We start from the raw sequence: 22,920 nt of genomic DNA, 5'->3' as shown, positions 1-22,920 counted from the left end.
CGACAGGGACGGGGGCGTAAGTTGAATCGACGACAGCAAACCAGAGACTCCGACAGCAGCGTGCGAGTTTGCACGACAACGTGGCTGTTGCAAAGCAAGCCCCTGCATCGCAGCCAAGCCAAAGGGTATACCTCATGAGTGACAGCACCATCACAGAAGGCGCCGCGCAGAGCCCTGCCGCGTCCGTCGATCTCGCGGCGCTGCGCCCCCGCCTGCGCCGCGAGTCGCTGGTGTTCGCGGCGATTTTCTCGCTGGCGCTGTTCGGGCTCTCGCTCGTGCTGATCGCCTGGCGTACCGAGCAACTGCTCACCCAGTTGTCGCAAGACCGGGTGGTGCGGCTCTTGCAGCAGGTGGCGGACGAGGCGGAGCGCGGCATGCAGTTCGGCGTGGCGGTGGCCGACCAGACTTCCCTGGTGGAGCGCTTGCAGCGCATGCAGTCCGAGGACAAGGCGCTGCGCGCCGTCTTTGTGGACACGGACCGCGGGGACCCGGTGGCCAAGGCCGGCGACGAGACCTTGCGCACCGCCATTGACGGGCGCTGGAACGCGCCGCTGCGCACCGGCGGCCCGGACCACCCCCCCAGCGTGCGCACCACGGGCCGGGGCGTCTTCGTGGGCACGGTCATGTTCGATTCGACGGGTACGCCTGCCGCCACCATCTGGGCGGCGCTGGACCCCACCGTCGTGCGGCAGCAGGCCCACCATGCCGCCACCAGCATGGTGCTCAAGGCGCTGCCCCTCATTGTCGGCACGCTGTTCCTGACCTGGTGGGCGCTGATCCGCTGGGGCACCCGCGTGATCGAGTCGCTGCAGCGCCGCCGCCATGGCGCCAGTCGCGCCATGGAAGCGGACCCCACGGCCCGCACCGACAGGGTCCATGGCTCGAACGGAACCACCGGTACGAACGGTACGAACGGCACGCGCACCCAAGGCTACGGCAAGGCCCTGTGGCTGGCACTGCTGCTGGCGGGGGTGGCAGCGCCCTCCACCATGGTGTGGATCGCGCGCGAATCCGCCCGCCCCTTCGTCACCGAGCAGATCCAGAACAACGCCGACGCCGTGGCCCGCACCCTGTCCGGCCAGGTGGCCCGTGCGCTCGCCGCAGGCGTGCCATGGAGCCAGCTGAACGGCATGGACGAGCTTTTCAAGAAGCAGCTGGCCGAAGCGCCGGAGCTGAGCTACCTGGCGCTGCGCCAGGGCGATGCCGCCGCCACGCACACCACCTGGGGCGACGATGTGCCCGCGGGCCAGCGGCGAGAGAGCGAGGAGGACTTCTCCCAACGCGCAATCAACGTCACGCCCGATGGCGGGCGGATCGTGGTGGGCTACCCTGCCGACTACGTGAACCGCCAGCTGGGCGGCATGCTGCTCGATCTGGTGCTGGCCCTGGTGATCGCTGCAGTGCTGGTGCGCGAGCTGTCGCGCGGCCTGTGGCGCAAGTCGCTGCTGTACCCGCTGGCCGCCTACGCCCAGGCCCGGGGCTGGCAGCGCGTGCAACGCCGCTGGCAACGCCGGCACGCGGTTGCGCGCGACGCGGCCGAGGCCCATGACCGCGACGCCGCAGAGTGCCGCGCGCAGCTGCTGGAGGCTGCGGGCCACCGGCAGGGCGACCGCGCCGAGGCCACGGCAGTGCCCGCCGCCGTCGCGTCGCAGTTGACGCTGCTGCGCCTGACCGTCTTTCTGGTGGCGCTGTCCGAAGAGCTGCTGCGGCCGTTCTTCACGGTATTCGCCAGCGAGGTCCGTCCGTTCGACGTGGCGCTGTCGCCCACCATGGTGGCGGGCCTGCCGGTCGCTGCGTTCATGACCACGCTGGCACTGGCCCAGCCGCTGGGCCCGGCGCTGGCCAAGCGATTCGACCTGCGATGGAGCCTGGTGCTGTCGGCCCTGGTCGGCATGTTCGCGCTGGCCGCCACGTCCTGGGCCAAGGATGCCTGGACGCTCATCGCGCTGCGCGCCACGGGCGGCGCGGCCTACGGGCTGGCGCTGATCCTGGTGCAGACCGCCATCGTTCGCATCACACCGCCCAAGCAGCGCGCGCGTGGGCTGGCCGAAGTGGCCGCCGCCATCGTCGCAGCCGGCATCGTGGGCCCGCCGTTTGGCGGAATGATCGCGGCGCGCGCTGGCGATGTGGCGGGTTTTGTGGCCTGCGCACTGTGCATGGCCGCCGCCCTGGTGGCCGCCATGCGCTTGTCGCTCGACAGCGCCACCATGGGCGCCCAGGCCGCCCAGCGCGGACTGGCCACCACGGGCGGCTGGCGCGGCTACTGGGCCGTGCTGCGCGAACCCCGCGCGGTGTGCGTGATCCTGGGCTCCGCCCTGCCCGGCCGCCTGGTGGCCGTCACCGTGCTGTCGGTGGTGGTGCCGCTGTACATGAGCGAGCTGCAGCAGCAGCCCGCCGTGGCAGGCCGCGTGCTGCTGCTGTACTTTCTGTGCTTTGCGTCCACCGCCACGCTGGTGGCGCACTGGTCGGACCTGCTGGGGCAGCGCAAGCCTTTCATCGTGCTGGGTGGCGCGCTGAGCGTGCTGGCCTGCCTGTCGCTGCCGGCGCTCGGTGGTGTCTGGGGCATGGCCGCCTGCTGCGCCTTGCTGGGCTTCGGGCAGGCGTTCCAGTCGTCGCCCCAAATCGCACTGACCACCGAGGTGTTCGAACACCAGCCCGACGGCAAGGCCACGGCCACGCCGGAGCAGGCGCTGGCGGCATTCCGCCTCATCGAGCGGGCCGGCAGCATCGTCGCGCCCTTCGTGACGGCGATTGCGGTCACGGCCTTCGGCTTTGCCGGGGCCGTCGTCGCGGTCGGCATCTTGCTGACGGTTGCCACCCTGGGACTGCTAGCCGGCCTGCGCGTGGCACCGCGCGCCGGCGTGGCCGCGTAACGCCCGTGCCCGGCACACAGGAGATATTCATGCCCTTCGTTTCCAAAGCACTTCAGGCCCTGGCGGCCGCATCGATTCTCTGCGGGCTTGGCGCGCAGGCGCAGCAGCCCGCCCCCGCCGCATCATCGAGCGGTGCCGCCGCCGCGGTGGCGGCCGCTACCGCGCGCTACACCGTGGCCATGGTGCTGCCGCGCGATGAGCAGAACATCGAGGCCGGGTTCACCAGCTACCTGCAGCGCCAGGACGTGCCGGTGCGCTACGTCAACATCCGCTACTCGGGCAAGGCCGACGACATTGCCGACCTGCGCAGCCGGGTGCGCGCAGCCAACCCGGACCTCATCTACGTGTGGGGCACGCCCACGTCGCTGGCACTGGCGGGCCGCCACGACCAGCCCAACGCCGGCAACCCGATCCGCGACATCCCGATCGTCTTCACGGAAGTGACCGACCCGGTGGGCGCAGGTCTGCTGCCCACGCTGGAGCACCCCTCGCGCAACGTGACGGGCGTGAGCCACGTGGCGCCCCTGCCGGTGCAGCTCAACGCGATCCGCGCCTACCGCCCGTTTGCCAAGCTGGGCTATCTGCACAACCCGGTGGAGCCCAATTCGGCGCTCATCCGCGACCGGCTCAAGGACCTGGCCAAGACGCAGAACTTCGAAGTCGTCGAGGCCGCCCTGCCATTGCTGCCCACCGGCGCACCGGACCCGGGGCAGATCACCGCACAGGTCAAGAGCCTGGCCGAGCGCGGCGCCGACCTGCTGTATGTGGGGCCCATCACCTTCCTGGCCTTCACGCACCGCGATGCCGTCACTGCCGCCGCGCTGGACAACAAGCTGCCGACCTTCTGCGCCACCGAAAGCATCGTGCGGCAGTCGGGCTGCATGTTCGGGCTGTTCTCCAACGGCGCCAACATCGGCCGCTACGCCGGGTCCATGGCGCGCCAGATCCTGGTCGAGAAAAAACGCACCCAGGACATTCCAGCGTCGACGCTGCAGCGCTTTTCGCTGCTCATCAACATGCGCACCGTGCAGGCCCTGGGCCTGTACCCGCCCATGCTGCTGCTCAACGTGGCGGAAGTCATCAACGTGGAAACGCAGGCAGCGGCCAAGTAGGCGCGCAACGCCATCCATCGCCTCCCTGGGCAGGGCGCGATGGAACCTCTTGCACGGCGGGGTTACCAAGTCCATGCACCGCCCGCGCCTTGGCGCCCGGGCGGCAGTCCCGCGGCCTTGAGGCCGCCCCACCCCTTCCCCGCACCGCCAGGAGCAGCAGCCATGTCCTTTTCCCCGATCCAGACCGGCACCACGACGGCTCCGACCTGGACCTCAGGCACCGCCCCGACGGGCAGCGGCGAAGTGCAGGGAAAGCTCGGCGGCCACACCGTGACCGCCCTGGCCACCCCGCCCCACGCATCGCTGGGCGAAGAGCTGCGCGCCACACCCCAGCCCGCGAGCGGACGGTCTCTGCAGGAGCGCACCGTCACCACCGCGCCCCAGGCGCCGGTAGCGCTGCGCCGCGAGGCGCTGGCCACACCCACCGCGCTGCGCGACACCGTGGGCGAGCCCAAGCGTGACTGGAAGCTGTTCGGCATCACCGTGCTGCACCGCTCCACCGGCTACAAGGAAGTGTTGAACAAGCTCGAGTCCTTTCACCAGGCCGCCGGCAGCGACCGCGCGCCCGCACCGCCCACCACCCCGGAGTCCCGCAAGGCCTATGCCGAGGGGCAAATCCACAAGCTGTCGCAGGAACTGGGCGAGCTCGAACGCTCCTGCGACGCCTATGCGCAGGGCAATTCGCGCCACAGTCACCGGGACGACATCGCCCTGCTCAAGAGCCAGGTGCAGGCCCAGCGCGCGCAGCTCGATGGGCTGCGCGATCAGATCGGCAGGGAAGGCATGCCCGAGGGACTGAGCGTTGCCGATGCGCGCGCGTTCTCGCAGCACAAGCCGCCGCTGTCACTGCAGGACATTCGTGCCGTGACCACCGAACTGCGCGCCAGCGGCATGAACCCCGCCGAACTGCAGGCGGGCGTCGAAAGGCTGTTCAGCCTGCCGCTCGACGGAGAGTCGCTGGTGCAGGCCATCAAGCTCAAGATGCCCGAAGGCCTGGCGCAGCAGTACGCGCAGACCGGCGTGCCGATCCGCCCCGAGACAGCGGGCCTGGCCTTCAACGACAAGGCGCTCGACAGGAGCCCGGAGGCCGGCGGCGGCTTGACGAAGCTGGGCAGCGGCGCGGTCAACACGGTGTTCAAGGGCCACTACCAGTTGAGCGACGGCACGCGTTTCACCGGCGTGTTCAAGCCCTCCGTGCCGGGGGGCGCCCAGCCTGATGCGGTCTCGGCGTCCGGCATCAACACCGATCGGCCCGTGATGGAGCAGCGCAACGTGGCGGTGCACCGCCTGGACCAGCACCTGGGCATGGGCGTCACACCCAAAGCCGAAATCGGCGTGCACGAGGTGGATGGCCAGCAGCGGATGGGGTTGGTGATGTCCTTCGCGCCAGGCTTGTCGCCGCTGAAGTCGGGGGATGTGGTCGTGACGCTGTCGCCCGAGAAGCGCGCCGAGCTGAGCGCGAGCCCCGAGCTGGCCACGGCCTACGCACGGGAAAAAGGCTTCGTGGATGGCAAGCTGGTGGAAGGGGGCATTCAGCTGATCAACTCCATGGAAGTTGAAAACATGGACGGCGACACCACGGTGCAGGAGAAGGATGCCTTCGTGGCGTTCGACTTCTCCGACCCGGTGCTGCGCGAGAAAACCACCGATTTGCAGTGGCTCGATGCGCTGTGCGGCCAGGTGGACCGCCACGGCCACAACTACATCGTGCAGCAAGGCGCGGATGGCCGCGTCACCGGCGTGATCGGCATCGACAACGACATCGCCTTCGGCGACCAGCTGACCCACCCCAACGATGTGAACCCCGCGGCGATGCGTTCGCGCACCGGCGAATCGCCGCCGTTCAAGGGCTGCGTGCTGCCCCAGGTGGTCAGCACCAAGACCGCCACCGCACTGCTGGCGATGACGCCCGACAAGATGCTCGAACTGATGGGGCCGGGCTTCACCCCCGGGGAGCAAGCGGCCGCGCAGAGCCGGCTCGGCGCCATCCAGACGCATGTGCGCGACCTGCAGGCCAAGGGCCAGGTCGCCGAGCGCACCGAAGATTGGGGTTCCGAGCGCGTTGGCAGCCTGCTGGGCATGGGCACCACCGACGCCCTGACCCAGCTCGAAACGCTGCGCAGCCAGCCCCGCACCCCCGCGGTCAACCGGCAGATCCAGGCGCTGGAAGAACAGATCTCCAACGTCAGCTACGTCGCGCGCGAATCGTCCATCCTGGCCGAGGTCCGCACAAGTCGCCAGCAACCGCTGCTGGACCCGCGCAGCGTTCGCTGACGCACATCCGGCACGCCGACACCCCGGTCTTTGCGCCAAGCCGCCACGCAACTTTCCACCCGGACTACCAACACCTCGGAACGCACCATGGACAAGCTCTCCGGTCTTCTTTCCCGCCCCAGCACTGCGGCCTCTGGCTGGCTGGCCCGTGCTGGCCTGCCCGCGCCACCGCTCGCCCAGGGCGTGGTGCACGCGCTGGAGCCCCTGGCCTCGCACCTGTTCGCCAGTGGCGTGGCTGCGCAATGGGCTGAACTCGACCCAGACCAAGCCTTTCAGGCCTGGTCTTCGCGCGGTGGCAGCGTGCGTGGTGACGCGGTGCTCGGCATCATCGGCAGCGGGCTGCATGCCCGGCTGCGCTGCTACAGCGCAGGCCCGGACGTGGCGCTGTTCATGCAGCGCGACTGGTCACCGGCGGGGGATGGCGCAGGCACGGCCGGCGCTACGCCTGCCATGGCGGTAGAGGGCGCATTCACGCTGGCACGCCTGCTGCAGGAGCGCGCCGCCGCAGCCCGCGCCGACGGCCGCTGGCCCGAGGGACGCACGCTGGTGCTGGTGGACGACGCCTTCGGCAGCCAGCCGCAGCGATGGGGCTGTACCCAACCCGGCCGCGCAGCGTCGCTGGACGACCTGGCCGCCGACGGCGATGCCTACTTGTCGGCACTCGTGTCGGTGCGTGCGCTGTAACCAGGCCGTGCCGCTGCCGCCACCGGGCGAACGAAACCACCCTTGAAGACAAGAAAGCGAGAGATTCCCATGACCGACACCGCCGCAACGCGCAGTGCGCTGTTCGATGCCTTGCGCCAGGCCGCGGGCCTGTTCCCGGTCGAACTCGATGCACAGGGCGCTTGCACCCTGGCGTTCGACCAGATCGCCGTGCACCTGCAGCACGACGCCGCGGCCCATGCGCTCACCTGCTTTGCGGTGCTGGGCGCCGTGCCCTCCGCACGCCGCGAGGAAGTGATGGCCGCCATGCTGCGCGCCAACCGATTCTGGCGCGGCACCGGCGGCGCCACGCTGTCGCTGGATGAAAACGAACCAGCGTCGGTGCTGCTGTCGCAGCGTTTCGATGAGCGGGTGCCGGGCGCATCTGCCGAGTTTGTGCAGGCGGTGGAACGCTTTGTGGACCATGCGCAGGATTGGTCTACCTTCCTGGGCGGCGAGCCGCAGGGCACGGCGGCGCAGTCGTTGACTGCGGAGGCTCAGGGTGGAATGGCCTTCTTCCACCAGCGAGCGTGAAGCCCTGAAGACGAAATCGCCCCAGGCCCAGTCGCCCCGGGCCCCCTGGATTGATTGACGCAGGGGCAGCGCCCTGAGGGCGGTGCCCCTGCGTGCGCGCTCAGGCAGCCTTCTGGATCACGCCCTTCATCGCTTCGGACACTTCCTTGACGATGGTGCTCTGGATCTGGGTGAACATGGTCCACTGCTGCACTTGCTGCTGCAGGCCGAGCAGCTCGCCGGTGCTGGGGCTGTCGCCCAGGCTGTTGATGGTGTTCTGCAGGTCGGCTTCACGGCGCGAGGTGACTTGCGAGATGGAGCTGTTGATCGAGTTGAAAGTAATACCGCCGGTTGTCAGCATGGGAAAGCTCCTGATTCAAGAAAGGGTGAACACGATGAAAAAAGGCATAACGGTGCCGTCGTGGCCCCTTCAGGGCGCGCGCACCGCCATTGTCAACACTTCACGCGCTGCTTGGCAAGCGTCCAGCACTGCCATCAGCGCGGGATAGTCCGCCGGGAGCACGCCGTCGGCCAGCACGGCGCGCATTCGCTGCTCCAGGGCGGCGATCCGGGCCAGCGCGTCGGCGCGGGCGACGTCGGCGTGGGGGCCGCGCAGTTGCGCCTCCAGTTCGCTGAGCGGCTCGTCGGGCGCTACCGGGTGGGCATCGGGCAGCAACAGCTTCACCGCAGTACCACCAGGGAGCGCGGCCCGTCGAACACGATCCGGTCCGGCTCCACGGCCACCAGGCGCCAGCCCGCGTGCCGGCCGCCGGGCTGCAGCTTGGAGCCATCGCCCAGCACGATATAAGGCACTGCCCCGCCCACCACGCTGCGGATGCTGAAAGGCAACGGCGCTTTGCTGGCGTGTGCAGGCACCGCCGGCACCGCGGCCACGACCGGCGCGCGGCCGACCTCGCGCGCGCGCAGCACGAACGGTATGCCGGAGAGCGGCGTGGCGGCCCGCGCGAGCAGTGACTCCAGCCGCGACCTTTCCTGGCCGCCGATCTCCAGCCCGATCACCATATGCTCGCCGTCCCAGCGTGCCTCTGCGCCCGCGAAACCCGCGGTGCGCAGCCATTCCTGCACCGTGCCGCCCTGGGCGGAGGCCACGCGCAGGCCGTCCACGATCTCGATGCCCGGCGGCACGCGGGCGCGCACCAGAGCCAGCACCCTGTCGCGCTCGGCCGGTGCCATGACCAGGCCATGTGCGCGAACCCGGCCTTCGCCCAGCAGTTCGAACCGCAGGGCCTGCGCGTCCGGCCCGCCCGCTTCGACCAGGTCGTCCATCAGATCGGACGCCGTGCGCACCGCCAGCGCGGGCGCGGGGCGGATGCCGGAAAGCCCTTCCGCCAGACGGTCAAGCTGCGCGATGTCTGCCACCCAGCCGCTGACCCGGGCGCCGCCTGTGGGCAGCGCCTCGATGCGCATGCGCAGGCCGGGGTCCACACGGGCGATGGCCAGCTGGATGTCGCGCAGCAGGCGCTGCTGGCTTTCGGCCCCGGCCGCCGCGGCACTGGCCTCCGAAGCCTCTGCGCCTTGGGCCGCGCGCTGGGCCCCCTGGCCCTTCAGCAACGACCAGAACACCGACAGCAGCAACGCCGCCAGCGCCAAGCCGATGATCAATGCCGGCTGCCACCGGCGGCGCGCCTTGGGCGACGACGCGGCGCCTGCGGCCACACCCGCGCCGGTGCGCACCGCGGCGTCCACCGCACGCCCGCCCTGCTCCAATGCTTGGTGTTGGCCGTGCTGTGGATCGGCCGCGTCGTTCTGTGGAATGACAGCCAGCATCGGGTCGCCGGTGCCGGAGGCCTGCGTTGGCGAGCCGCCGTTGGCCGCCGTCACACTGGTTCCTGCGGCGGTTTTGTCAGCGGTTGCAGCCGCACCAGCCGCATCCACATGGCCGTGCGGCACGGCCTGCCAGGCGGCGTCCGCCGCGCTGACCGTGATCGCCACCTGCCCCAGGTAGGCTACGGCACCCCAGGGCTGCTCGGACACCCAGGAGGAAGCGGGATCTGCCGGCGGGGCATCGGCCGGTGCCTGCGCCTCCGGCGGCGATGACCGCACCCACCAGCGGCCCATGGCAATCTGTACCCAGGCGCCCATGTCGGAGGGCAGGTCCAGGTCGGTCAGGATGAGGTCGCAACCGTCGTCCGCCCCCATGCGCTCGCCGCCCGCCAGGGGTGCGCGCGCCCCGGCGTGCCGGCCGGTCAGGATGCGCAGTTCTGCCGTGGCGCTCATCGTGCGCCTCCGGCGGCCGACGCCCGCGCTGCACGCCGGGCAGCCGCCGGGCAATTAATCCGCGCGGGTTGGCAGGGCGGCCCATACAATGCGCCGTTCCCGGTTTTCTCCCTCATTTCACCCCTCACCCCCGAAGGACTGCGTCCATGAATCTCGAACAGGAACGCCGCAATGACATCCTCATCCTGCGTCCCCGTGGCCGTCTGGACAGCAGCAGTTCGCCAGAACTCGAACGCGTGGTGACCGAGCAGCTCGACACGGGCATCCAGCGCCTGGTGTTCGACCTCTCGGCCCTGGACTACATCAGCTCCGCCGGCCTGCGCGTCGTGCTGCTGGCGGGCAAGAAGCTGCGCACCACCAAGGGCAAGCTGGTGCTCGTGGGCCTGCGCGACATGGTGCGCGAGGTGTTCGACATGAGCGGCTTCCTGACCCTGTTTGCCGTGACTGCCACGCTGGACGAAGGCCTCGCCAAGGTGTAACGCCGACGGGGCGTTCAATTTGAAGAAAAAATAGGCCCTACCGCTTGCTGGACAAGCGGTAGCAGCTATGAATTCAGGAGCATCGCTCCAGGGTCGGCTTCCGCTCACAGGTCGATCCTCGCGAGCGGCTGGATGTTGATCTCCTGGGTCAGCTCCTGGTAGGACAGCACGGGCAGGTCGTACAGGTCCTGCTCGATCATCTTGCGCATGTAGCGCCGGATGTCCATGGAAGTGAGCAGCACCGGGCGCTGCGCGTTGCCGCCGATGTCGCCCACCGCCTTCTTGATGTTCTCCACCAGCCGCTTGCTCACCGCCGGGTCCAGCGACAGGTAGCTGCCCGCTGACGTCTGGCGCACCGCGCCGCGCACGGTGTCTTCGATGCTGGGCGCCAGCAGGTAGGCGGGCAGGATGTTCTGCCCGCTCGAATACTTGTAGCTGATGTGCCGCTTGAGGGTGGAGCGCACGTACTCGGTCAGCAGCACCGAGTCTTTTTCCTTCTGGCCCCATTCGATCAGCGACTCCAGGATGGCGCGCAGGTTGCGCACGGAGATGTCCTCGGACACCAGCCGCTGCAGGATTTCGGCGATCTTCTGGATCGGCAGGACCCGGGTGGACTCCTTGACCAGATCGGGGAAGCGGCCCTCCATCGCGCTCAGCAAAAAGCGGGTTTCCTGGATGCCGATGAAGTCGGCAGAGTACTTCTTGAGCACGAACGCCAGGTGGTACGTCAGCACCTGGCTGGGGTCCATGAACGGAATGCCCGCACGCGACAGCGGCTCGCGCAGTTGGTCGCCCACCCACAGGGTGGGGATGTGCGGCAGGAACTTGCGGTCTTCCTCGTAGGGAATCTGCAGCGCATCCAGGTTGCTCAGGCTTTCGCGCACCAGCAGGTAGCCGGGGCGCAGGCGGCCCTGCGACACCGGCACTTCGGACAGCAGGATGTTGTAGCTCTCGGGCGGCAGGGATTCGTTGAAGCGCAGCTGGATGCCCGGGAACGGCACGCCCAGGTCGAAATACAGAGCCCGGCGGATCTTGAGCAGCTCGTCGTTGAGGATGCCGGCGTCAAAACTGGTCTGCAGCCCCGCGGCCACATCCATCAACAAGGGCACCGTGGGTGCGAACTCGTCGCTGCCGTCCGATGCCTTGGGCTTGGTGCGCGCCTCGCCCGCAGGCTGCATGGCGGGCACCTCGGTGACCTCGCCGGTTTTTTCGTCCACCACGCGCCGGGTGCCGCGCAGGATGGTGAAGCCGATGGTGCCAATGACCACCGCCAGAATCAGGAACACCGGCAGCGGCATGCCGGGGATCAGCCCCATGCCCAGCGCCACGGCCGCAGCGATCAGCAGTGCGCGGGGCTGCGCCAGCACTTGCTGGCCGATGTCCTTGCCGACGTTGGAGGGGCCGTCGCCCGTCTGCACGCGCGTCACGATCATGCCGGCGCAGATGGCGATGAACAGCGCCGGGATCTGCGCGATCAGGCCGTCGCCGATGGTCAGCACGGAGTAGGTCTTCATCGCGTCCGCAGCGGTCATGCCGCGCTGCGTGGTGCCGATGACGATGCCGCCCAGCAGGTTCACTGCCACGATGATCAGGCCGGCGATGGCGTCGCCCTTGACGAACTTCATCGCGCCGTCCATGGCGCCGTAGAGCTGGCTTTCCTTCTCGACGATGTTGCGGCGGCGCTTGGCCTCGTCCATGTCGATGGTGCCCGCGCGCATGTCGCCGTCGATGGACATCTGCTTGCCGGGCATGGCGTCGAGCGAGAAGCGCGCCGCCACTTCGGCCACGCGCTCCGCGCCCTTGGTGATCACCACGAACTGCACGATGGTCAGGATCAGGAACACCACCAGGCCCACCACCAGGTTGCCGCCCACCACGAAGTTGCCGAACGTGAAGATGATGTGGCCCGCGTCGCCCTGCAGCAGGATCAGGCGGGTGGTGGCGATCGAGATGCCCAGGCGAAACAGCGTGGTCACCAGCAGCACCGACGGAAACGACGAGAACGCCAGCGGCGACGGCAGGTACATGGCCACCATCAGCAAGATGGCCGAGATCGTCATGTTGATGCCGATGAGCGCGTCCACCAGCCAGGTCGGCAGGGGCAGGATCATCATGAAGATCACCGCCACCAGGAAGAACGCCAGGATCAGGTCGTTGCGGCTGGTGAGTATCTGGACGAAGCGCTGCAGGCGGGCGAACGGGGAGAACGAAGCAGTCTGGGACATGGTGGAATGCAATCAGCGCCCGGTGGGCGCGGTCTCCGGGGTGGGCTCTGCAGCGTTGCGCTGTGCGACGAAGGCACGCATCGCAGCCGCCGCTTCGTCGCGGCGGTCCAGCGCATGCAAGGCCTGGGCGCGCACAAGATGAAAGGAAGCGTCCATGGCGCCCAGCAGCGCCAGTTGCTCTAGGGTGTTCAGGGCCCGCTGGGGTTTGGCCGAGCGCACCTGGGCCAGTGCCAGCGACAGCAGGGCCCGGGGATCTTCGGGCGCCAGGATGTTGCGGGCGGCCAGCAGCACGGCCGCCTTGTCGGGCAGGCCGTTTTGCAGGTACACGAAGGCCAGCAGGTCCATCAGTTCGATGGTTGCCGCCGGGACTGCACCAGAAGGCTCGGTGCTCGCCGTTGCTGCTGCCACTGCTGCTGATGCTTCAGATGCCATGTGCGCCATCAGCCCTGGTAGAGGGCGCTGCGGTACATCTGCACCAGGTCACGCAGTCCCACTTCTTCGGTCAGCAAGCGGGTGGCGCGGTTGAGCACGCGCAGCTCGTCGTCGCGCCCCTGGGCGGGCGCCTCGGTGCCGGCAGGCGACTGCCACTGGGCTGCCGCGTCACGCAGTTGCTGCAGCGTGTTGTCCAGCGCCTCGCGAAACCGCGAAGGAACCAGCAGATCGCGGTTGGCGATCTGCGGGCGGGTGGCCGTGTCGAGGAAGTCGTCGATGGAGGGCTTGTCCAGCAAGGTCGACAGCTGGGCGCGCGAGCCCACGTCGGGCGGGGCAGATTCACCGCGTTCGGGCAGCATGGCCTGCGCATCCTGCTGGGCGTAGGTAATGCTGTCGATGCCCCGGTCAAACATCAGACCGCTGATTCTCATATCCGTCATACAGCATGCTCCCAGAAGATTCGCAGGGTGCGGGCGCAGCCTTGCGTGTTTCAGTAACCGCGCGCACCGGGAAGTTCCATGGCGCGCGCAGTTTAGTTGTGCCGATGCGCCCCGGTGGTGGCCTTCTGCCGCTTGCGAGTTCGCACGCGCGCGGTCAGCGGCTACCGCCCAGGTCGGCCTGCCACTGGCGCAGAAACTCCGAAGCCTCCCGAATGCGGCGGGCGCTGACGCCGTCGGCCGCGAACCGGGTGGCCAGCACCAGCCAGTCGCCGGACGGCAGGCTGCGCAGGCCCACCTGCACGGGCTGGGCGGCATCGCGGGCATCGCCCGCCTGCTTCATGGCGCGCAAAAGCAGCGCAGCAATGTCGTACCGCACCGGTTCGGCCCAGTGCACCACCACCTCCTCGCCCTGCTGGGCAACCCCCAGCAGCGCGCCCGACTCCAGACGCAGCTGCACGCCCCCGTCCGGGCCGCTCTCCAGCGTGGGCAGGCCGATATCGCGGCCGAAATCGGCCAGCGCCTGTTGCAAATGCGCCATGGTCAGTAGTCCTCCTTGTCGATGGCGGCGTCCAGCGCATCCTGCACCGCCTGAAAAATCGTCTGCCGCTGGTCCCCGTCCACGAACACCTTGACTGGCATGTCCCGCACCAGCAGCTTCACCCCCGTGAGGAAATGGATCTGCGCCTCCACCCCGGTGGCGCCGAACTTCTCGGCCAGCGCGGTGAACCGCGCACCCGACACCCATTTTTCGGCGCTGATGCCCACCAGGTCCTGCATCAGTGCGACCGGCGTGCCGGTGAGCGGGCCGTGCTGTTCGCTGATCTTGGCGTGCAGCTCGCGGCTGGCATCGAGCACCGTCGAGGCCACCCCCAGGTGGTACAGGTCCTGCACCAGGTTTTGCAGCCGCGTGGGGTCGGCCGAGGGCCGGGCGGCTGCCAGGTCCTGGCCCAGCGCCTGGGTCAGGCGTGCCAATCCGGCCGCAAAGTCGCTGTCGCCAAAACGCTCCAGAGCCAGCTTCAGGGTGCCCGCCAGCGACGGGTTGCCCAGCACCACGTCGCGGTAGGTGGACTGGAACTGCGCCACATCGGCATGGCCCCGTGCACCCTCCTGCGCCGTGCCGATGGTGTTGACATCGGCCCGCATGCGCGGCCCGTGCTCCATCTCCAGGTCGTCCAGGGCCTCGCGCAGCGCGTCCAGCACCTCGGCCGGCGCACCTTCGCGCTCGCCCTGGTGCAGCGCGTACTGCAGCGCCATGAACTGCTCGGTGGGCCCCTGGAAGGCCTGCTTGGCCTGGGCTGCGGGGTCGCCCTGGCCGGACAGCATCCGCTTGGCCAGTTGCACCAGTTGCTCGGGGTCCTCGAAGGCCTGGGCCGCCTCCATGTAGGCCGTGATGGCCTCGGGGCTCATCAGCTCCATGGGCCGGGTGGCCTCCTTCTTGCGTTCGGAGGCGTGCTTGGTCTCGGCCTTTTCCGAATGGTGCAGGCTGATTTCTTCCGCCGCGTCGGCCAGCACGGACAGCCCGTCGTCCACATGGATCTGCTGGCCGGCGTACTGCCCGGCCAAAGCCTGGCCCCCGCCCTGCAGCCCGCCGCGCAACGACATGCTGTCAAAAGACGGGGTGTTGAACGATTCGATTCTGGACATAGGGAATTCTCTTATGGGCTCGCGCGCATGGCACCCCTGGGTGGGTAACAGCTGGCGCCATCGGGTTCCCTGCCAGGCCTGCCGAAAATTTCTGCGCGACCGTGGAACCGGACCCGCGGGGTGGTTACTTACCCGGTGTCGTGCGGCTCATTTCGCACCACCACCGCCCAATATCAACAGGAGTTTCGAAATGGCAGGACAAGACAACCCCCAGGACATCGTAGCCCGCGCTCAGGCGCTGATCGATGAAGTGCAAGGCCAGCTGGCAGCCGCCGACGAGTTCTACCGCAGCCAGGGCCTGGACCCCGAGAAGGTGCGCAGTGTCCTGGACGCCCAGCTCGACCTCAAGGGTATCGAAGCCGCGCAGAAGGCCTTCCTGGAAGACATGGCTGCGGTGGAACAGGATGTGAAGGAAGAGCAGGCCCGCGCTTCGTTTTCTGCGCCCGGCGCAGGCGGGGCACGTCGCCCCCGCTCCATGATTTGATAAAAAAATCAACAAACTATCTCAATAGGAGAAAACTATGTCAAGCATCTCCGGTATTGGCGGCGCTCAAGGAATCAACGTCCAGGGCATGGATCTTGAAACCGCCATGATGGCCGTTCAGTCCAACCGCGCCAACCTGCTCGAAGCACAACTGAAAGACCAGATCTCTTCGGTGCAGGCCAAGAACGACCAGATCTCCAAGCTCAATCAACTGCTGGGTTCGCTTAACAAGGCAGCGGCCGGCGTGGCGTCGGATGCCAAGGCAGGCGACAAAGTCAACTTGGCATCCACGGCAGCCGAGATCAAGACGGCAGCACAAAGTGCCAACATCACGCTGCCTACGGAGTTGGGCGGCGGAACCAAGGCTGCTGACGCCAACAAAGGTCAACTCGACGGCTTCATCCAGCAGGTCAAGTCGCAGATCGACAGCATGAGCAACTCCCAGCAAATGGACATGCTGCGCCTGCAAAGCCTGTCCAACAAGCGCAACGAAGCCTTCGACGTGATGACCAACTTCATCAAGAAGATGCAGGACAGCCGCAGTTCCATCATCGGCAACATGCGCTGAGATCAATCACCACAGATTTTTTGAAGGACTCCATCATGTCGACTGTTGGCAATAACGTAAATGTCGGGGGCGTCAGCTCCATCAATGTCCAGGGCATGGATCTGGAAACCGCCATGATGGCCGTTCAATCCAACCGTGCCAATCTGCTCGAAGCACAGCTGAAAGACCAGATTGCTTCGGTGCAGGCCAAGAACGACCAGATCTCCAAGCTGAATCAGATCCTGGGCTCGCTCAACAAGGCAGCAGCCGGTGTGGCCTCGGATGCCAAGGCGGGCGACAAGGTTGACATGTCCGGTTCCGCCGCGGAACTCAAGTCCGCAGCGGCGAGTGCCGGCATCACGCTGCCCCCCGAGCTCGGCGCCGAAAAGTCCTGGGAAGTGAAGCTGCGCGACGGCACCACGCACAAGGTGGACGAAGCTGGCAAAAAGGAAGCGGACGACTACAAATCCAAGAACTGGGCGTTCCGCTCCAGCGACTACAGCGGCAAGAAGGGCATCGCATCCATCACGGAAACCACGCCCCAGCCGACCAAAGGCCAGCTCGATGGTTTCATCCAGCAGGTCAAGTCGCAGATCGACAGCATGAGCAACTCCCAGCAAATGGACATGCTGCGCCTGCAAAGCCTGTCCAACAAGCGCAACGAAGCCTTCGACGTGATGACCAACTTCATCAAGAAGATGCAGGACAGCCGCAGTTCCATCATCGGCAACATGCGCTGAGATCACGCGAACGCGAGCCCCAGCCAACCCCCGAGAGTCACCCATGAATACAAAAAACGCTCCCGTCTCGATTCCCGACAATCTTCCAGAACAGATTGCGGAATTGCTGACGAACGGTGGAACCCTGGGTTCCGTCTACGACTACGACGACACGGACTACGAAGTGCTGTACGCACTGGGCCATAGCCTGTACAGCCAGACGCGATACCAGGATGCCATGCGCACATTCGGCTTCCTGGTCACCCACAACCACATGGAAAAGCGATTCATGAACGCGTTTGCTGCCAGCCTGCAAATGCTCAAGAGCTACAAGGAAGCCATCAAGTACTACTCGATGGCCTCGCTGATGGACATGGGCGACCCGCTGCCCACGTACCACACCGCCGAATGCATGATCGCGCTGGGCTACACGGCAGAAGCCAAGGAAGCGCTGCAGTTCGTACTGCGCCAGAGCGACACGCCAGAACGCGCAGAGCTCAAGTCGCGCGCGCAGGCCATGCTCGAGCTGATGAACAGCGCCAAATCGTCTACGTCCACGTCCACGCACTGAACAGGGATATCCCATGAACGACATCACCCGCGTGGCAGGCGGCCCCGCTGCTTTCACCCCCTTTCAGTCCGACAACTTGAGTGCCGATGTGGCCAGCCGCATGCAGCAGGCACGGCTCGACCCCACCCAGTCGATCAAGGAACTCGTGGACCTTGCCGGCACGATCAAGACCTTGAATCCACAGGGCAGTACGGGCGGCAACTCCATCGTCAACGGCAACGGCGCGCCCCAGCTGGACGGCGTCACGGTCAACTTCTCGGCCGAAGACATGGCGGCCACGCTGCTGGTCCTGCAGGGCAAGACCCAGGAAGCCCAGCTGTCTACGGCCAAGGAAGGCATCAATACCAACAAGAAAAAGATGGAGGACCAGAACCAGCGCGCCACGAACAAGATCAACGAATGGATCAAGAAGTGTGAAGATGCTGCGGCCAAGGAAAAGGCCGGCGGCGTGCTGAACTGGTTCAAGAAGATCGCCGGCGCCATCGCCGCTGCATTCGCGGTGGTGGCAGCCGCTGTCGCCACAGTGGCAACCGGCGGTGCGGCAGCCCCATTGCTGGCTTTGGCGGTGCTTGCCCTGGCCTCGTCTGCGGTCGACATTGCCAGCGAGGTCGACAAGGCCAACGGGGGCAAGGGGTTCGATCACGTCACCCAGTGGATGGACCCGGGCTCGATCATCGGCAAGGGCATGGGTGAACTGGCCAAGGCATTCGGCGCCAACGACGAACAGGCCGCCATTGTGTCGGCCACGTTCGCGGTGGTGGCCACCATCGCCATCATGGCTGCGTCCATCGCCCTCACCGGCGGCGCATCGGCAGTGAGCGATGTGCAAAAGATGATCCTCACGGCGGCCCGCGTGGGCCAGGCGGTGGCGGGCGTCGTTGCCGGTGCGACCACGGCCGCCAAGGGCGGTGTGGACATTGCGGTGGCCCACGACCAGCGCGACGCAACCCTCATCCAGGCCGACAAGAAAAAGATCGACGCCATCCTCGCCAAGCTGCAAAAGCAGATGGACGAGGACCGGGACGAGATCAAGAAGGTGCTCGACCAGATGATGGAAGGCATGAACATCGTCAGCAAGATGATCAACTCCGCCGGCGAAAGCCGCGCCCAGATTTCATCGAACCTGTCCGGCAAGGCACAAACCATTTGACGCACCAGGCGCCAAGGAGAATTTCATGAGCATCGACGGCATCAACAGAGCCCCCACCCTCGCCCCGCTGGGCGACACCGGGCCCACCCAGGCAGCAGGCAAGACCGCCGGGGCCAAGGGCTATTCCGAAATCGACATCGAGGCGCTGCTGGGCGCGAAAGGCGGCCCCGCAGGCGGCGCCAAGAGCGCGGCGGATGCACTCAAGACGCCTTCATCGTCCAGCGACCCGAAGGCCCAGGAAGCAGCGCTGAACAATCTGGGCGGCTTTTCCGACACCCAGGTCACGGCGGACATCTTTGCCTTCATGGCGCTGTTCCAGAAGCTCGCGCAGCAAATGCGCGACACGGCCCGCACGCAGCGCACGACCGACATGCAGGCGCAAGTGTCTTCACTGCAGAACGCAGCCGAAAAGATGAAGGATGCGGCGGCGGAGCGCCTCACGGCGGCCGTCGTGCAGGGAGCCATGCAAATTGCGGGTGGCGTGATGCAGGTCGGCTTGTCGGCGGCTTCCATTTCCAACACGGTCAAAGGCGCCAAGATGGGTGCAGAAGCCGATGCGATGAGCCCCAAGGCCGCCGTCATGACCGGTGCCAAGGCCGATGCCGCCAAGTTGACGGCCACCGGCCAGGCGCAGGTGAGCTACGCACAAGCCTCGGGCGGCATTACCGCAGGCCTGGGCGGCATCATCGGCGCCTCGTTCACCCACAAGGCCGATCTGCTCGAAGCCGACAAGATGAACCTGGAAACCCAGGCCAAGGTCGCCGAGACCGGCGTGCAGCATGCCAACGACATGATGCAGCAGATGATGGACGTGATCCGCGACGTGCGCGAAAAGCTGTCCTCCATCCAGCAGGCGTCCATCGAAACCAACCGCGGCATCGCGCGCAACATCTGAACCCCGAGAGGAACCCAGCCGCCATGTCGAACACCGCTTCTCCCTCCGCCGCCGTCCAGTCCATCCTGGACCTCAAGGCCGCACTCGAGTCCCTGCCGTCCAACACACGCCTGTCCACGGCCGACGCCGACGCCATCTACGCACTGGCCTATCAACTGGTCGGGCAAAACCGCTACGAGACCGCCTACCGCTACTTCTCGCTGCTCACGCTGTACAAGCCGACCGACACGGCCTACCTGCAGGGCCTGGCGCTGACCTACCGCATGATGGAGCGCTACGACGAGGCGCTGAACGTGTACTCGTTCCTGGCCACCATCGACCCGGACAACCTGGACCACACCATGGCCATCGTCGAGTGCCTGCTGCTCAAGCGCGAATTCGAGGAAGCCCAGGACACGGTGACCACGCTGCTGCAGTACTGCAAGGAAAACGCCATCACCGGCAAGGTCGGCGACCGTGCCGAAGCCCTGCTGGGCCTGCTGTCGTCCGCCAAAGGGGCTGTGTCTGCTTGATGCCCCGGAAATTCGCCTGCTGACCGAGGTCGGGTTCATGGCCTCCGCCCGCGCAGACGTCAAGCGCGCCGAACGTATCTTCGGCGCGCTTTTGTGCGTGCGTCCCGAGCGTGCCTTCGGACACATTGGCATGGCCACGGCGTTGCTCAATGCGGGCCGCGCTGGCGATGCGGCGACGCGGCTGGCGAGTGCCCGTACATCGGCGGGCGAAGAAACCGACCTGGTCCAGGCGTTTCTCGGACTGTCACTGCAGCTCGACGGCCGGGCCGGAGAAGCCATGCGCGTATTGCGCCCCGTGGCAGCACGCGGTGACAATGGCAACACGGCAGACACCACCGAAGGTGTGCGGCTGGCACAGCGCCTGCTGGGCCAGCCCGTCGGCATTCCCGGCAGCGCGCAGCAACCCGGTCTTTCCACATCCCCATCCTGACCCTAGGAACCACCATGGACATCGTTGCAAGCCCACTGGTTGCCACCACTTTGCCGGCCCTGTCATCGCCTTCGGTCGTCACCGCCGTGCCCGATGCGTCGGCCACCGCGCGGTTCGCTGCGCTGATGCAGGCACCGCCAGCAGCCCCCACCGTCATGGACAGCGTGGCCGCGTCCATGGCGGCGCAGCCCGCAGCCGCCAGCGGTGCGGTGGCGGTGAAGGGACCTTCGTCCGTGGGCGACCGCATCCTGGCCGGCATGCAGGGTGTGTCCAGCGACTTCCAGTCGGCCTGGAAGTCGGTGTCCGCGTCGCTGGACGCGAACTCGCAGTCCATGGGCATGCAAGACCTGCTCAAGCTGCAATTGCAGCTGGTGCAGGTGTCCGTGCAGTACGACCTCGTCGGCAAGGCCGTGAGCCGCTCCACCCAGAATTTCGATCAGTTGGTACGTATCCAATGAAGCTGCATTTTTCAACGGGCTCGACGGGCTCCTCATCGCTGGTACGCTGGCTGCGCGTGTCCTTCGCCTGCGCCCTGCTGGCGCTGGTGGCTGCCTGCGGGGCGCGCGTGGACCTGATGGGGTCGATCCCCGAAGACGAAGCCAACGACGTGCTTTCGGCGTTGCTGAAAGCCGACATTCCCGCCGAGAAGATTGCCGGCAAGGAAGGCATGGTCGGCGTGCGCGTGGATGCCGCCCAGGTGGGCCGTGCGCTCGAGATATTGCGCGAGAACGGCCTGCCGCGCGAACGCTTCGCCGGCATGGGCCAGGTGTTCAAGAAGGAAGGCCTGATCTCCTCGCCGCTGGAAGAGCGTGCGCGCTACATCTACGCGCTGTCGCAGGAGCTGTCCAACACACTGTCCAAGATCGACGGCGTGCTGGCCGCCCGCGTCCACGTGGTGCTGCCCGAGCGTGGCCCCGCGGGCGAAACCGGCGTGCTGTCGACGTCGGCCGTGTTCATCAAGCACCAGGAGGGCTACAACCTCGATGTCATCCAGCCGCAGATCCGCAGGCTGGTCACGAACAGCATTCCGGGCCTCACGGCGGACCGGGTCTCGGTGATTTTCGTGTCCGCACAGCCCCGCACCAACGGTGTCCGCGCAGAGGCAGGTGCCGGCGCAGGCAGCACGGTCTGGGGCATGGCGGTGCCCAGCAGCAGCGCTGGCACGCTGGGCGGCGTGCTGTGGGGCCTGCTGGCCGTGGCGGTGCTGTCCCTGGCGGCGCTGGGCTTTCTGCTGTGGCGCTATGTGCTGCCGGCCCGCAAGGCTGCCGCACGCGGTGATGGCCTGGCACGGGCTGCCTGACCGCACCACTCCATCCGCCTTCACGCTCAGCCCGCCCCTTTCGCATGCCCGCACAGGCCGCTTTCTCCCACCGTCTTTTGCAGGCACCGCTGCAGGAGTTCAACCTGCTGCCCAGCCGCAGCCTGCACGCCGGCCGCGCGCAGGCCTTGGCGCATGCCGGCATGCCGGCGCAGGGCCCTGCGGCCCTGGCCGCGCCCCCTGCCGTGCTGCGCGCACTGCACCGGCGCTGGTCCGCGCAACTGCTGGCCCAGCTGGGCGACCACGCGCAGCCGGTGCTGGACTTGTCCCATGCAGCGTTGCCCGTGGCGCTGGCCACACCGGCTTTGCTGGGCCGCGTGGCACGCGATGCAGGGGTGGCGCTGCTGGGCGCCTATCTGCGCCGCACCATCGCCCGCGACGCGGTGCTGGCGGCGCGTGAATCCCTGGGCGCATCGGGCCTGGACTGGGCCCTCCACGGCGCAGCGGATGTCCACCCCGGCCTGGCAGAAACCGGCCGGTGGACCCAGTCGGACCTGGGCGAGGCGGCAGACCTGCTGGGTGCAGGCGTCATCGCCCAGTCCTGGCAGGACGCCCCCGCGCCCATCAAACTGCGCGCCGACTGGAAGTTGCCCCCCACGGCAGTGGAAGACACCGCGGTGCGCACCGCCAGCGCCCTGGATCCCCAAGGCGCGCGACAACTTTGCCTTCAACTACTGGCCCGACTGGACCCTGCATGGCTTTCCAACTTCCCCGCGACCCGCTGACCCCCCAGCGCACGCTGCAAGCGCGCATCGCACCGGGCAGCCGCGTGGTGCGCGCCGCCGACGTGGCCGCCTGGACCGACGCACAGGGCCTGATTGCCGCGGCACGTGCGCAGGCCGATGCCATCGTGGCGCAGGCGCAGGCCGCCTTCGAAGAAGAGCGCCAGCGCGGCTATGAGGAAGGCGTGGCCGAGGCCCAGCTGGAGCAGGCCGAGAAAATGATCGAGAACGTGAGCCGCACGGTGGACTACTTCTCCAAGGTCGAGACCGACATGGTCGCCCTGGTGATGTCTGCGGTGCGCAAGATCATCGACGGCTACGACGACGCGGACCGCGTGATCATCGTGGTGAAGAACGCACTGTCGGTGGTGCGCAACCAAAAGCAGATGACGCTGCGCCTGCACCCGCAGCAGGTGGACACCGTGCGCGCACGGGTCAACGACCTGCTGGCCGCGTACCCCGGCGTGGGCTACCTGGACATCGTGGCCGACGGCCGCCTGGGCAAGGAGGCGTGCATCCTGGAAAGCGAGATCGGCCTGGTGGAGGCGAGCATCGACGGACAGATCGCCGCGCTGCAAGGCGCCTTCCAGAAAGTGCTGGGCAGCCGCATATGACCCCCCCCAGCACCACGGGCCACCCG

Annotated in this window: 26 protein-coding genes; 18 read left to right on the top strand and 8 right to left on the bottom strand. The window is 67.3% G+C overall.

Annotation, left to right across the window (positions count from 1 at the left end; all coding sequences use genetic code 11):
- The first annotated feature begins 134 nt into the window (after positions 1–134).
- The 5 genes from ACSQ3N_RS02495 (at position 135) to ACSQ3N_RS02475 (ending at position 7,495) form a co-directional block, all read left to right on the top strand.
- Positions 135–2,873, top strand: a complete 2,739-nt coding sequence (locus tag ACSQ3N_RS02495) for an MFS transporter (protein WP_436145503.1) — start codon at positions 135–137, stop codon at positions 2,871–2,873.
- Between the two features lie 29 nt (positions 2,874–2,902).
- Positions 2,903–3,985, top strand: coding sequence for an ABC transporter substrate-binding protein (locus ACSQ3N_RS02490; RefSeq protein WP_436145502.1), 1,083 nt, complete (start codon positions 2,903–2,905; stop codon positions 3,983–3,985).
- Between the two features lie 162 nt (positions 3,986–4,147).
- Positions 4,148–6,259 carry a hypothetical protein gene (locus tag ACSQ3N_RS02485; protein WP_436145501.1) on the top strand — a complete coding sequence of 704 codons (2,112 nt, stop codon included), beginning with the start codon at positions 4,148–4,150 and terminating at the stop codon, positions 6,257–6,259.
- Positions 6,260–6,346: 87 nt separating this feature from the next.
- Positions 6,347–6,943, top strand: coding sequence for a hypothetical protein (locus ACSQ3N_RS02480; protein ID WP_436145500.1), 597 nt, complete (start codon positions 6,347–6,349; stop codon positions 6,941–6,943).
- Positions 6,944–7,012: 69 nt separating this feature from the next.
- Positions 7,013–7,495, top strand: a complete 483-nt coding sequence (locus ACSQ3N_RS02475) for a type III secretion system chaperone (RefSeq protein ID WP_436145499.1) — start codon at positions 7,013–7,015, stop codon at positions 7,493–7,495.
- A gap of 100 nt (positions 7,496–7,595) precedes the next feature.
- Here ACSQ3N_RS02475 and ACSQ3N_RS02470 read toward each other — a convergent pair whose 3' ends face one another.
- From ACSQ3N_RS02470 to sctD, 3 genes are all read right to left on the bottom strand, one after another.
- On the bottom strand, positions 7,596–7,835 hold the full coding sequence (locus tag ACSQ3N_RS02470; RefSeq protein ID WP_056164664.1) for an EscF/YscF/HrpA family type III secretion system needle major subunit: 240 nt from the start codon (positions 7,833–7,835) through the stop codon (positions 7,596–7,598).
- A 69-nt stretch (positions 7,836–7,904) separates the two neighbouring features.
- A complete protein-coding gene (locus ACSQ3N_RS02465) occupies positions 7,905–8,159 on the bottom strand; it encodes a hypothetical protein (RefSeq protein ID WP_056164666.1) in 255 nt (84 codons plus the stop codon).
- A complete protein-coding gene (gene sctD, locus ACSQ3N_RS02460; protein ID WP_436145498.1) occupies positions 8,156–9,712 on the bottom strand; it encodes a type III secretion system inner membrane ring subunit SctD in 1,557 nt (518 codons plus the stop codon). The genes ACSQ3N_RS02465 and sctD overlap by 4 nt, the downstream gene beginning before the upstream one ends.
- Before the next feature lie 146 nt (positions 9,713–9,858).
- Between sctD and ACSQ3N_RS02455 the strand changes: the two genes are divergently transcribed.
- Positions 9,859–10,191, top strand: coding sequence for an STAS domain-containing protein (locus ACSQ3N_RS02455; RefSeq protein ID WP_056164669.1), 333 nt, complete (start codon positions 9,859–9,861; stop codon positions 10,189–10,191).
- 104 nt (positions 10,192–10,295) lie between these two features.
- On the opposite strand, the gene sctV is transcribed toward ACSQ3N_RS02455, so the two are convergent.
- From sctV to sctW, 5 genes are all read right to left on the bottom strand, one after another.
- Positions 10,296–12,416 carry a type III secretion system export apparatus subunit SctV gene (gene sctV / locus ACSQ3N_RS02450; protein WP_082516783.1) on the bottom strand — a complete coding sequence of 707 codons (2,121 nt, stop codon included), beginning with the start codon at positions 12,414–12,416 and terminating at the stop codon, positions 10,296–10,298.
- Positions 12,417–12,428: 12 nt separating this feature from the next.
- The gene (locus ACSQ3N_RS02445; RefSeq protein WP_156371973.1) at positions 12,429–12,848 is read right to left on the bottom strand and encodes a tetratricopeptide repeat protein; all 420 of its coding nucleotides are present in this window, start codon (positions 12,846–12,848) and stop codon (positions 12,429–12,431) included.
- Between the two features lie 8 nt (positions 12,849–12,856).
- Positions 12,857–13,288, bottom strand: coding sequence for a hypothetical protein (locus ACSQ3N_RS02440; protein WP_056164672.1), 432 nt, complete (start codon positions 13,286–13,288; stop codon positions 12,857–12,859).
- 154 nt (positions 13,289–13,442) lie between these two features.
- Complete coding sequence (locus ACSQ3N_RS02435) at positions 13,443–13,826, bottom strand: hypothetical protein (protein ID WP_056164674.1); 384 nt, start codon at positions 13,824–13,826, stop codon at positions 13,443–13,445.
- A gap of 2 nt (positions 13,827–13,828) precedes the next feature.
- Positions 13,829–14,932 carry a type III secretion system gatekeeper subunit SctW gene (gene sctW, locus ACSQ3N_RS02430; RefSeq protein ID WP_056164676.1) on the bottom strand — a complete coding sequence of 368 codons (1,104 nt, stop codon included), beginning with the start codon at positions 14,930–14,932 and terminating at the stop codon, positions 13,829–13,831.
- Positions 14,933–15,122: 190 nt separating this feature from the next.
- Here sctW and ACSQ3N_RS02425 point away from each other — a divergent pair, with 190 nt between their 5' ends.
- Genes ACSQ3N_RS02425 through ACSQ3N_RS02370 form a run of 12 tightly spaced genes read left to right on the top strand, consistent with a single transcriptional unit; the run spans position 15,123 to position 22,894 of the window.
- On the top strand, positions 15,123–15,416 hold the full coding sequence (locus tag ACSQ3N_RS02425) for a hypothetical protein (RefSeq protein ID WP_056164678.1): 294 nt from the start codon (positions 15,123–15,125) through the stop codon (positions 15,414–15,416).
- 37 nt (positions 15,417–15,453) lie between these two features.
- Entirely contained in the window at positions 15,454–15,984 is a 531-nt protein-coding gene (locus ACSQ3N_RS02420; protein WP_436145497.1) for a hypothetical protein, read from the top strand.
- Positions 15,985–16,019: 35 nt separating this feature from the next.
- Entirely contained in the window at positions 16,020–16,703 is a 684-nt protein-coding gene (locus ACSQ3N_RS02415; RefSeq protein ID WP_436145496.1) for a hypothetical protein, read from the top strand.
- A 43-nt stretch (positions 16,704–16,746) separates the two neighbouring features.
- Positions 16,747–17,253: a SycD/LcrH family type III secretion system chaperone gene (locus ACSQ3N_RS02410; protein WP_082516784.1), complete on the top strand. Its 507-nt coding sequence runs from the start codon at positions 16,747–16,749 to the stop codon at positions 17,251–17,253.
- Positions 17,254–17,266: 13 nt separating this feature from the next.
- On the top strand, positions 17,267–18,403 hold the full coding sequence (gene sctE / locus ACSQ3N_RS02405) for a type III secretion system translocon subunit SctE (RefSeq protein ID WP_056164683.1): 1,137 nt from the start codon (positions 17,267–17,269) through the stop codon (positions 18,401–18,403).
- A 25-nt stretch (positions 18,404–18,428) separates the two neighbouring features.
- Positions 18,429–19,298, top strand: a complete 870-nt coding sequence (gene sctB / locus ACSQ3N_RS02400) for a type III secretion system translocon subunit SctB (protein WP_056164685.1) — start codon at positions 18,429–18,431, stop codon at positions 19,296–19,298.
- Between the two features lie 23 nt (positions 19,299–19,321).
- Positions 19,322–19,810 carry a tetratricopeptide repeat protein gene (locus ACSQ3N_RS02395; RefSeq protein ID WP_056164687.1) on the top strand — a complete coding sequence of 163 codons (489 nt, stop codon included), beginning with the start codon at positions 19,322–19,324 and terminating at the stop codon, positions 19,808–19,810.
- Between the two features lie 37 nt (positions 19,811–19,847).
- Positions 19,848–20,240 (top strand): hypothetical protein, encoded by a 393-nt coding sequence (locus tag ACSQ3N_RS02390; RefSeq protein ID WP_056164688.1) that lies wholly within the window; start codon positions 19,848–19,850, stop codon positions 20,238–20,240.
- 14 nt (positions 20,241–20,254) lie between these two features.
- On the top strand, positions 20,255–20,698 hold the full coding sequence (gene sctI / locus ACSQ3N_RS02385) for a type III secretion system inner rod subunit SctI (protein ID WP_056164690.1): 444 nt from the start codon (positions 20,255–20,257) through the stop codon (positions 20,696–20,698).
- Positions 20,695–21,540: a type III secretion system inner membrane ring lipoprotein SctJ gene (gene sctJ, locus ACSQ3N_RS02380; RefSeq protein ID WP_056164692.1), complete on the top strand. Its 846-nt coding sequence runs from the start codon at positions 20,695–20,697 to the stop codon at positions 21,538–21,540. Before sctI ends, sctJ begins: the two co-directional genes overlap by 4 nt.
- A 44-nt stretch (positions 21,541–21,584) precedes the next feature.
- On the top strand, positions 21,585–22,283 hold the full coding sequence (locus ACSQ3N_RS02375) for a SctK family type III secretion system sorting platform protein (RefSeq protein WP_436145495.1): 699 nt from the start codon (positions 21,585–21,587) through the stop codon (positions 22,281–22,283).
- Positions 22,253–22,894, top strand: coding sequence for an HrpE/YscL family type III secretion apparatus protein (locus ACSQ3N_RS02370; RefSeq protein ID WP_082516785.1), 642 nt, complete (start codon positions 22,253–22,255; stop codon positions 22,892–22,894). Before ACSQ3N_RS02375 ends, ACSQ3N_RS02370 begins: the two co-directional genes overlap by 31 nt.
- Positions 22,895–22,920 lie beyond the last annotated feature (26 nt).

Source organism: Acidovorax sp. LjRoot194, from assembly GCF_964253015.1.
GTDB lineage: Bacteria > Pseudomonadota > Gammaproteobacteria > Burkholderiales > Burkholderiaceae_C > Acidovorax.
The sequence above is the reverse complement of the archived record's forward strand: the minus strand, read 5'-3'. Positions and strand labels throughout refer to the sequence as shown.

Excerpts from the sequence above, each read along its gene's own strand:
- ACSQ3N_RS02375 (WP_436145495.1), top strand. The coding sequence starts at position 21,585 with ATGCCCGCACAGGCCGCTTTCTCCCACCGTCTTTTGCAGGCACCGCTG.
- ACSQ3N_RS02395 (WP_056164687.1), top strand. The coding sequence starts at position 19,322 with ATGTCGAACACCGCTTCTCCCTCCGCCGCCGTCCAGTCCATCCTGGAC.
- ACSQ3N_RS02480 (WP_436145500.1), top strand. The coding sequence starts at position 6,347 with ATGGACAAGCTCTCCGGTCTTCTTTCCCGCCCCAGCACTGCGGCCTCT.
- ACSQ3N_RS02470 (WP_056164664.1), bottom strand. The coding sequence starts at position 7,835 with ATGCTGACAACCGGCGGTATTACTTTCAACTCGATCAACAGCTCCATC.
- ACSQ3N_RS02445 (WP_156371973.1), bottom strand. The coding sequence starts at position 12,848 with ATGGCATCTGAAGCATCAGCAGCAGTGGCAGCAGCAACGGCGAGCACC.
- sctW (WP_056164676.1), bottom strand. The coding sequence starts at position 14,932 with ATGTCCAGAATCGAATCGTTCAACACCCCGTCTTTTGACAGCATGTCG.
- sctJ (WP_056164692.1), top strand. The coding sequence starts at position 20,695 with ATGAAGCTGCATTTTTCAACGGGCTCGACGGGCTCCTCATCGCTGGTA.
- ACSQ3N_RS02440 (WP_056164672.1), bottom strand. The coding sequence starts at position 13,288 with ATGACGGATATGAGAATCAGCGGTCTGATGTTTGACCGGGGCATCGAC.
- ACSQ3N_RS02435 (WP_056164674.1), bottom strand. The coding sequence starts at position 13,826 with ATGGCGCATTTGCAACAGGCGCTGGCCGATTTCGGCCGCGATATCGGC.
- ACSQ3N_RS02490 (WP_436145502.1), top strand. The coding sequence starts at position 2,903 with ATGCCCTTCGTTTCCAAAGCACTTCAGGCCCTGGCGGCCGCATCGATT.
- ACSQ3N_RS02455 (WP_056164669.1), top strand. The coding sequence starts at position 9,859 with ATGAATCTCGAACAGGAACGCCGCAATGACATCCTCATCCTGCGTCCC.
- sctE (WP_056164683.1), top strand. The coding sequence starts at position 17,267 with ATGAACGACATCACCCGCGTGGCAGGCGGCCCCGCTGCTTTCACCCCC.
- ACSQ3N_RS02415 (WP_436145496.1), top strand. The coding sequence starts at position 16,020 with ATGTCGACTGTTGGCAATAACGTAAATGTCGGGGGCGTCAGCTCCATC.
- sctB (WP_056164685.1), top strand. The coding sequence starts at position 18,429 with ATGAGCATCGACGGCATCAACAGAGCCCCCACCCTCGCCCCGCTGGGC.
- ACSQ3N_RS02425 (WP_056164678.1), top strand. The coding sequence starts at position 15,123 with ATGGCAGGACAAGACAACCCCCAGGACATCGTAGCCCGCGCTCAGGCG.
- sctI (WP_056164690.1), top strand. The coding sequence starts at position 20,255 with ATGGACATCGTTGCAAGCCCACTGGTTGCCACCACTTTGCCGGCCCTG.
- sctD (WP_436145498.1), bottom strand. The coding sequence starts at position 9,712 with ATGAGCGCCACGGCAGAACTGCGCATCCTGACCGGCCGGCACGCCGGG.
- ACSQ3N_RS02485 (WP_436145501.1), top strand. The coding sequence starts at position 4,148 with ATGTCCTTTTCCCCGATCCAGACCGGCACCACGACGGCTCCGACCTGG.
- ACSQ3N_RS02475 (WP_436145499.1), top strand. The coding sequence starts at position 7,013 with ATGACCGACACCGCCGCAACGCGCAGTGCGCTGTTCGATGCCTTGCGC.
- sctV (WP_082516783.1), bottom strand. The coding sequence starts at position 12,416 with ATGTCCCAGACTGCTTCGTTCTCCCCGTTCGCCCGCCTGCAGCGCTTC.
- ACSQ3N_RS02370 (WP_082516785.1), top strand. The coding sequence starts at position 22,253 with ATGGCTTTCCAACTTCCCCGCGACCCGCTGACCCCCCAGCGCACGCTG.
- ACSQ3N_RS02410 (WP_082516784.1), top strand. The coding sequence starts at position 16,747 with ATGAATACAAAAAACGCTCCCGTCTCGATTCCCGACAATCTTCCAGAA.
- ACSQ3N_RS02495 (WP_436145503.1), top strand. The coding sequence starts at position 135 with ATGAGTGACAGCACCATCACAGAAGGCGCCGCGCAGAGCCCTGCCGCG.
- ACSQ3N_RS02420 (WP_436145497.1), top strand. The coding sequence starts at position 15,454 with ATGTCAAGCATCTCCGGTATTGGCGGCGCTCAAGGAATCAACGTCCAG.
- ACSQ3N_RS02390 (WP_056164688.1), top strand. The coding sequence starts at position 19,848 with ATGGCCTCCGCCCGCGCAGACGTCAAGCGCGCCGAACGTATCTTCGGC.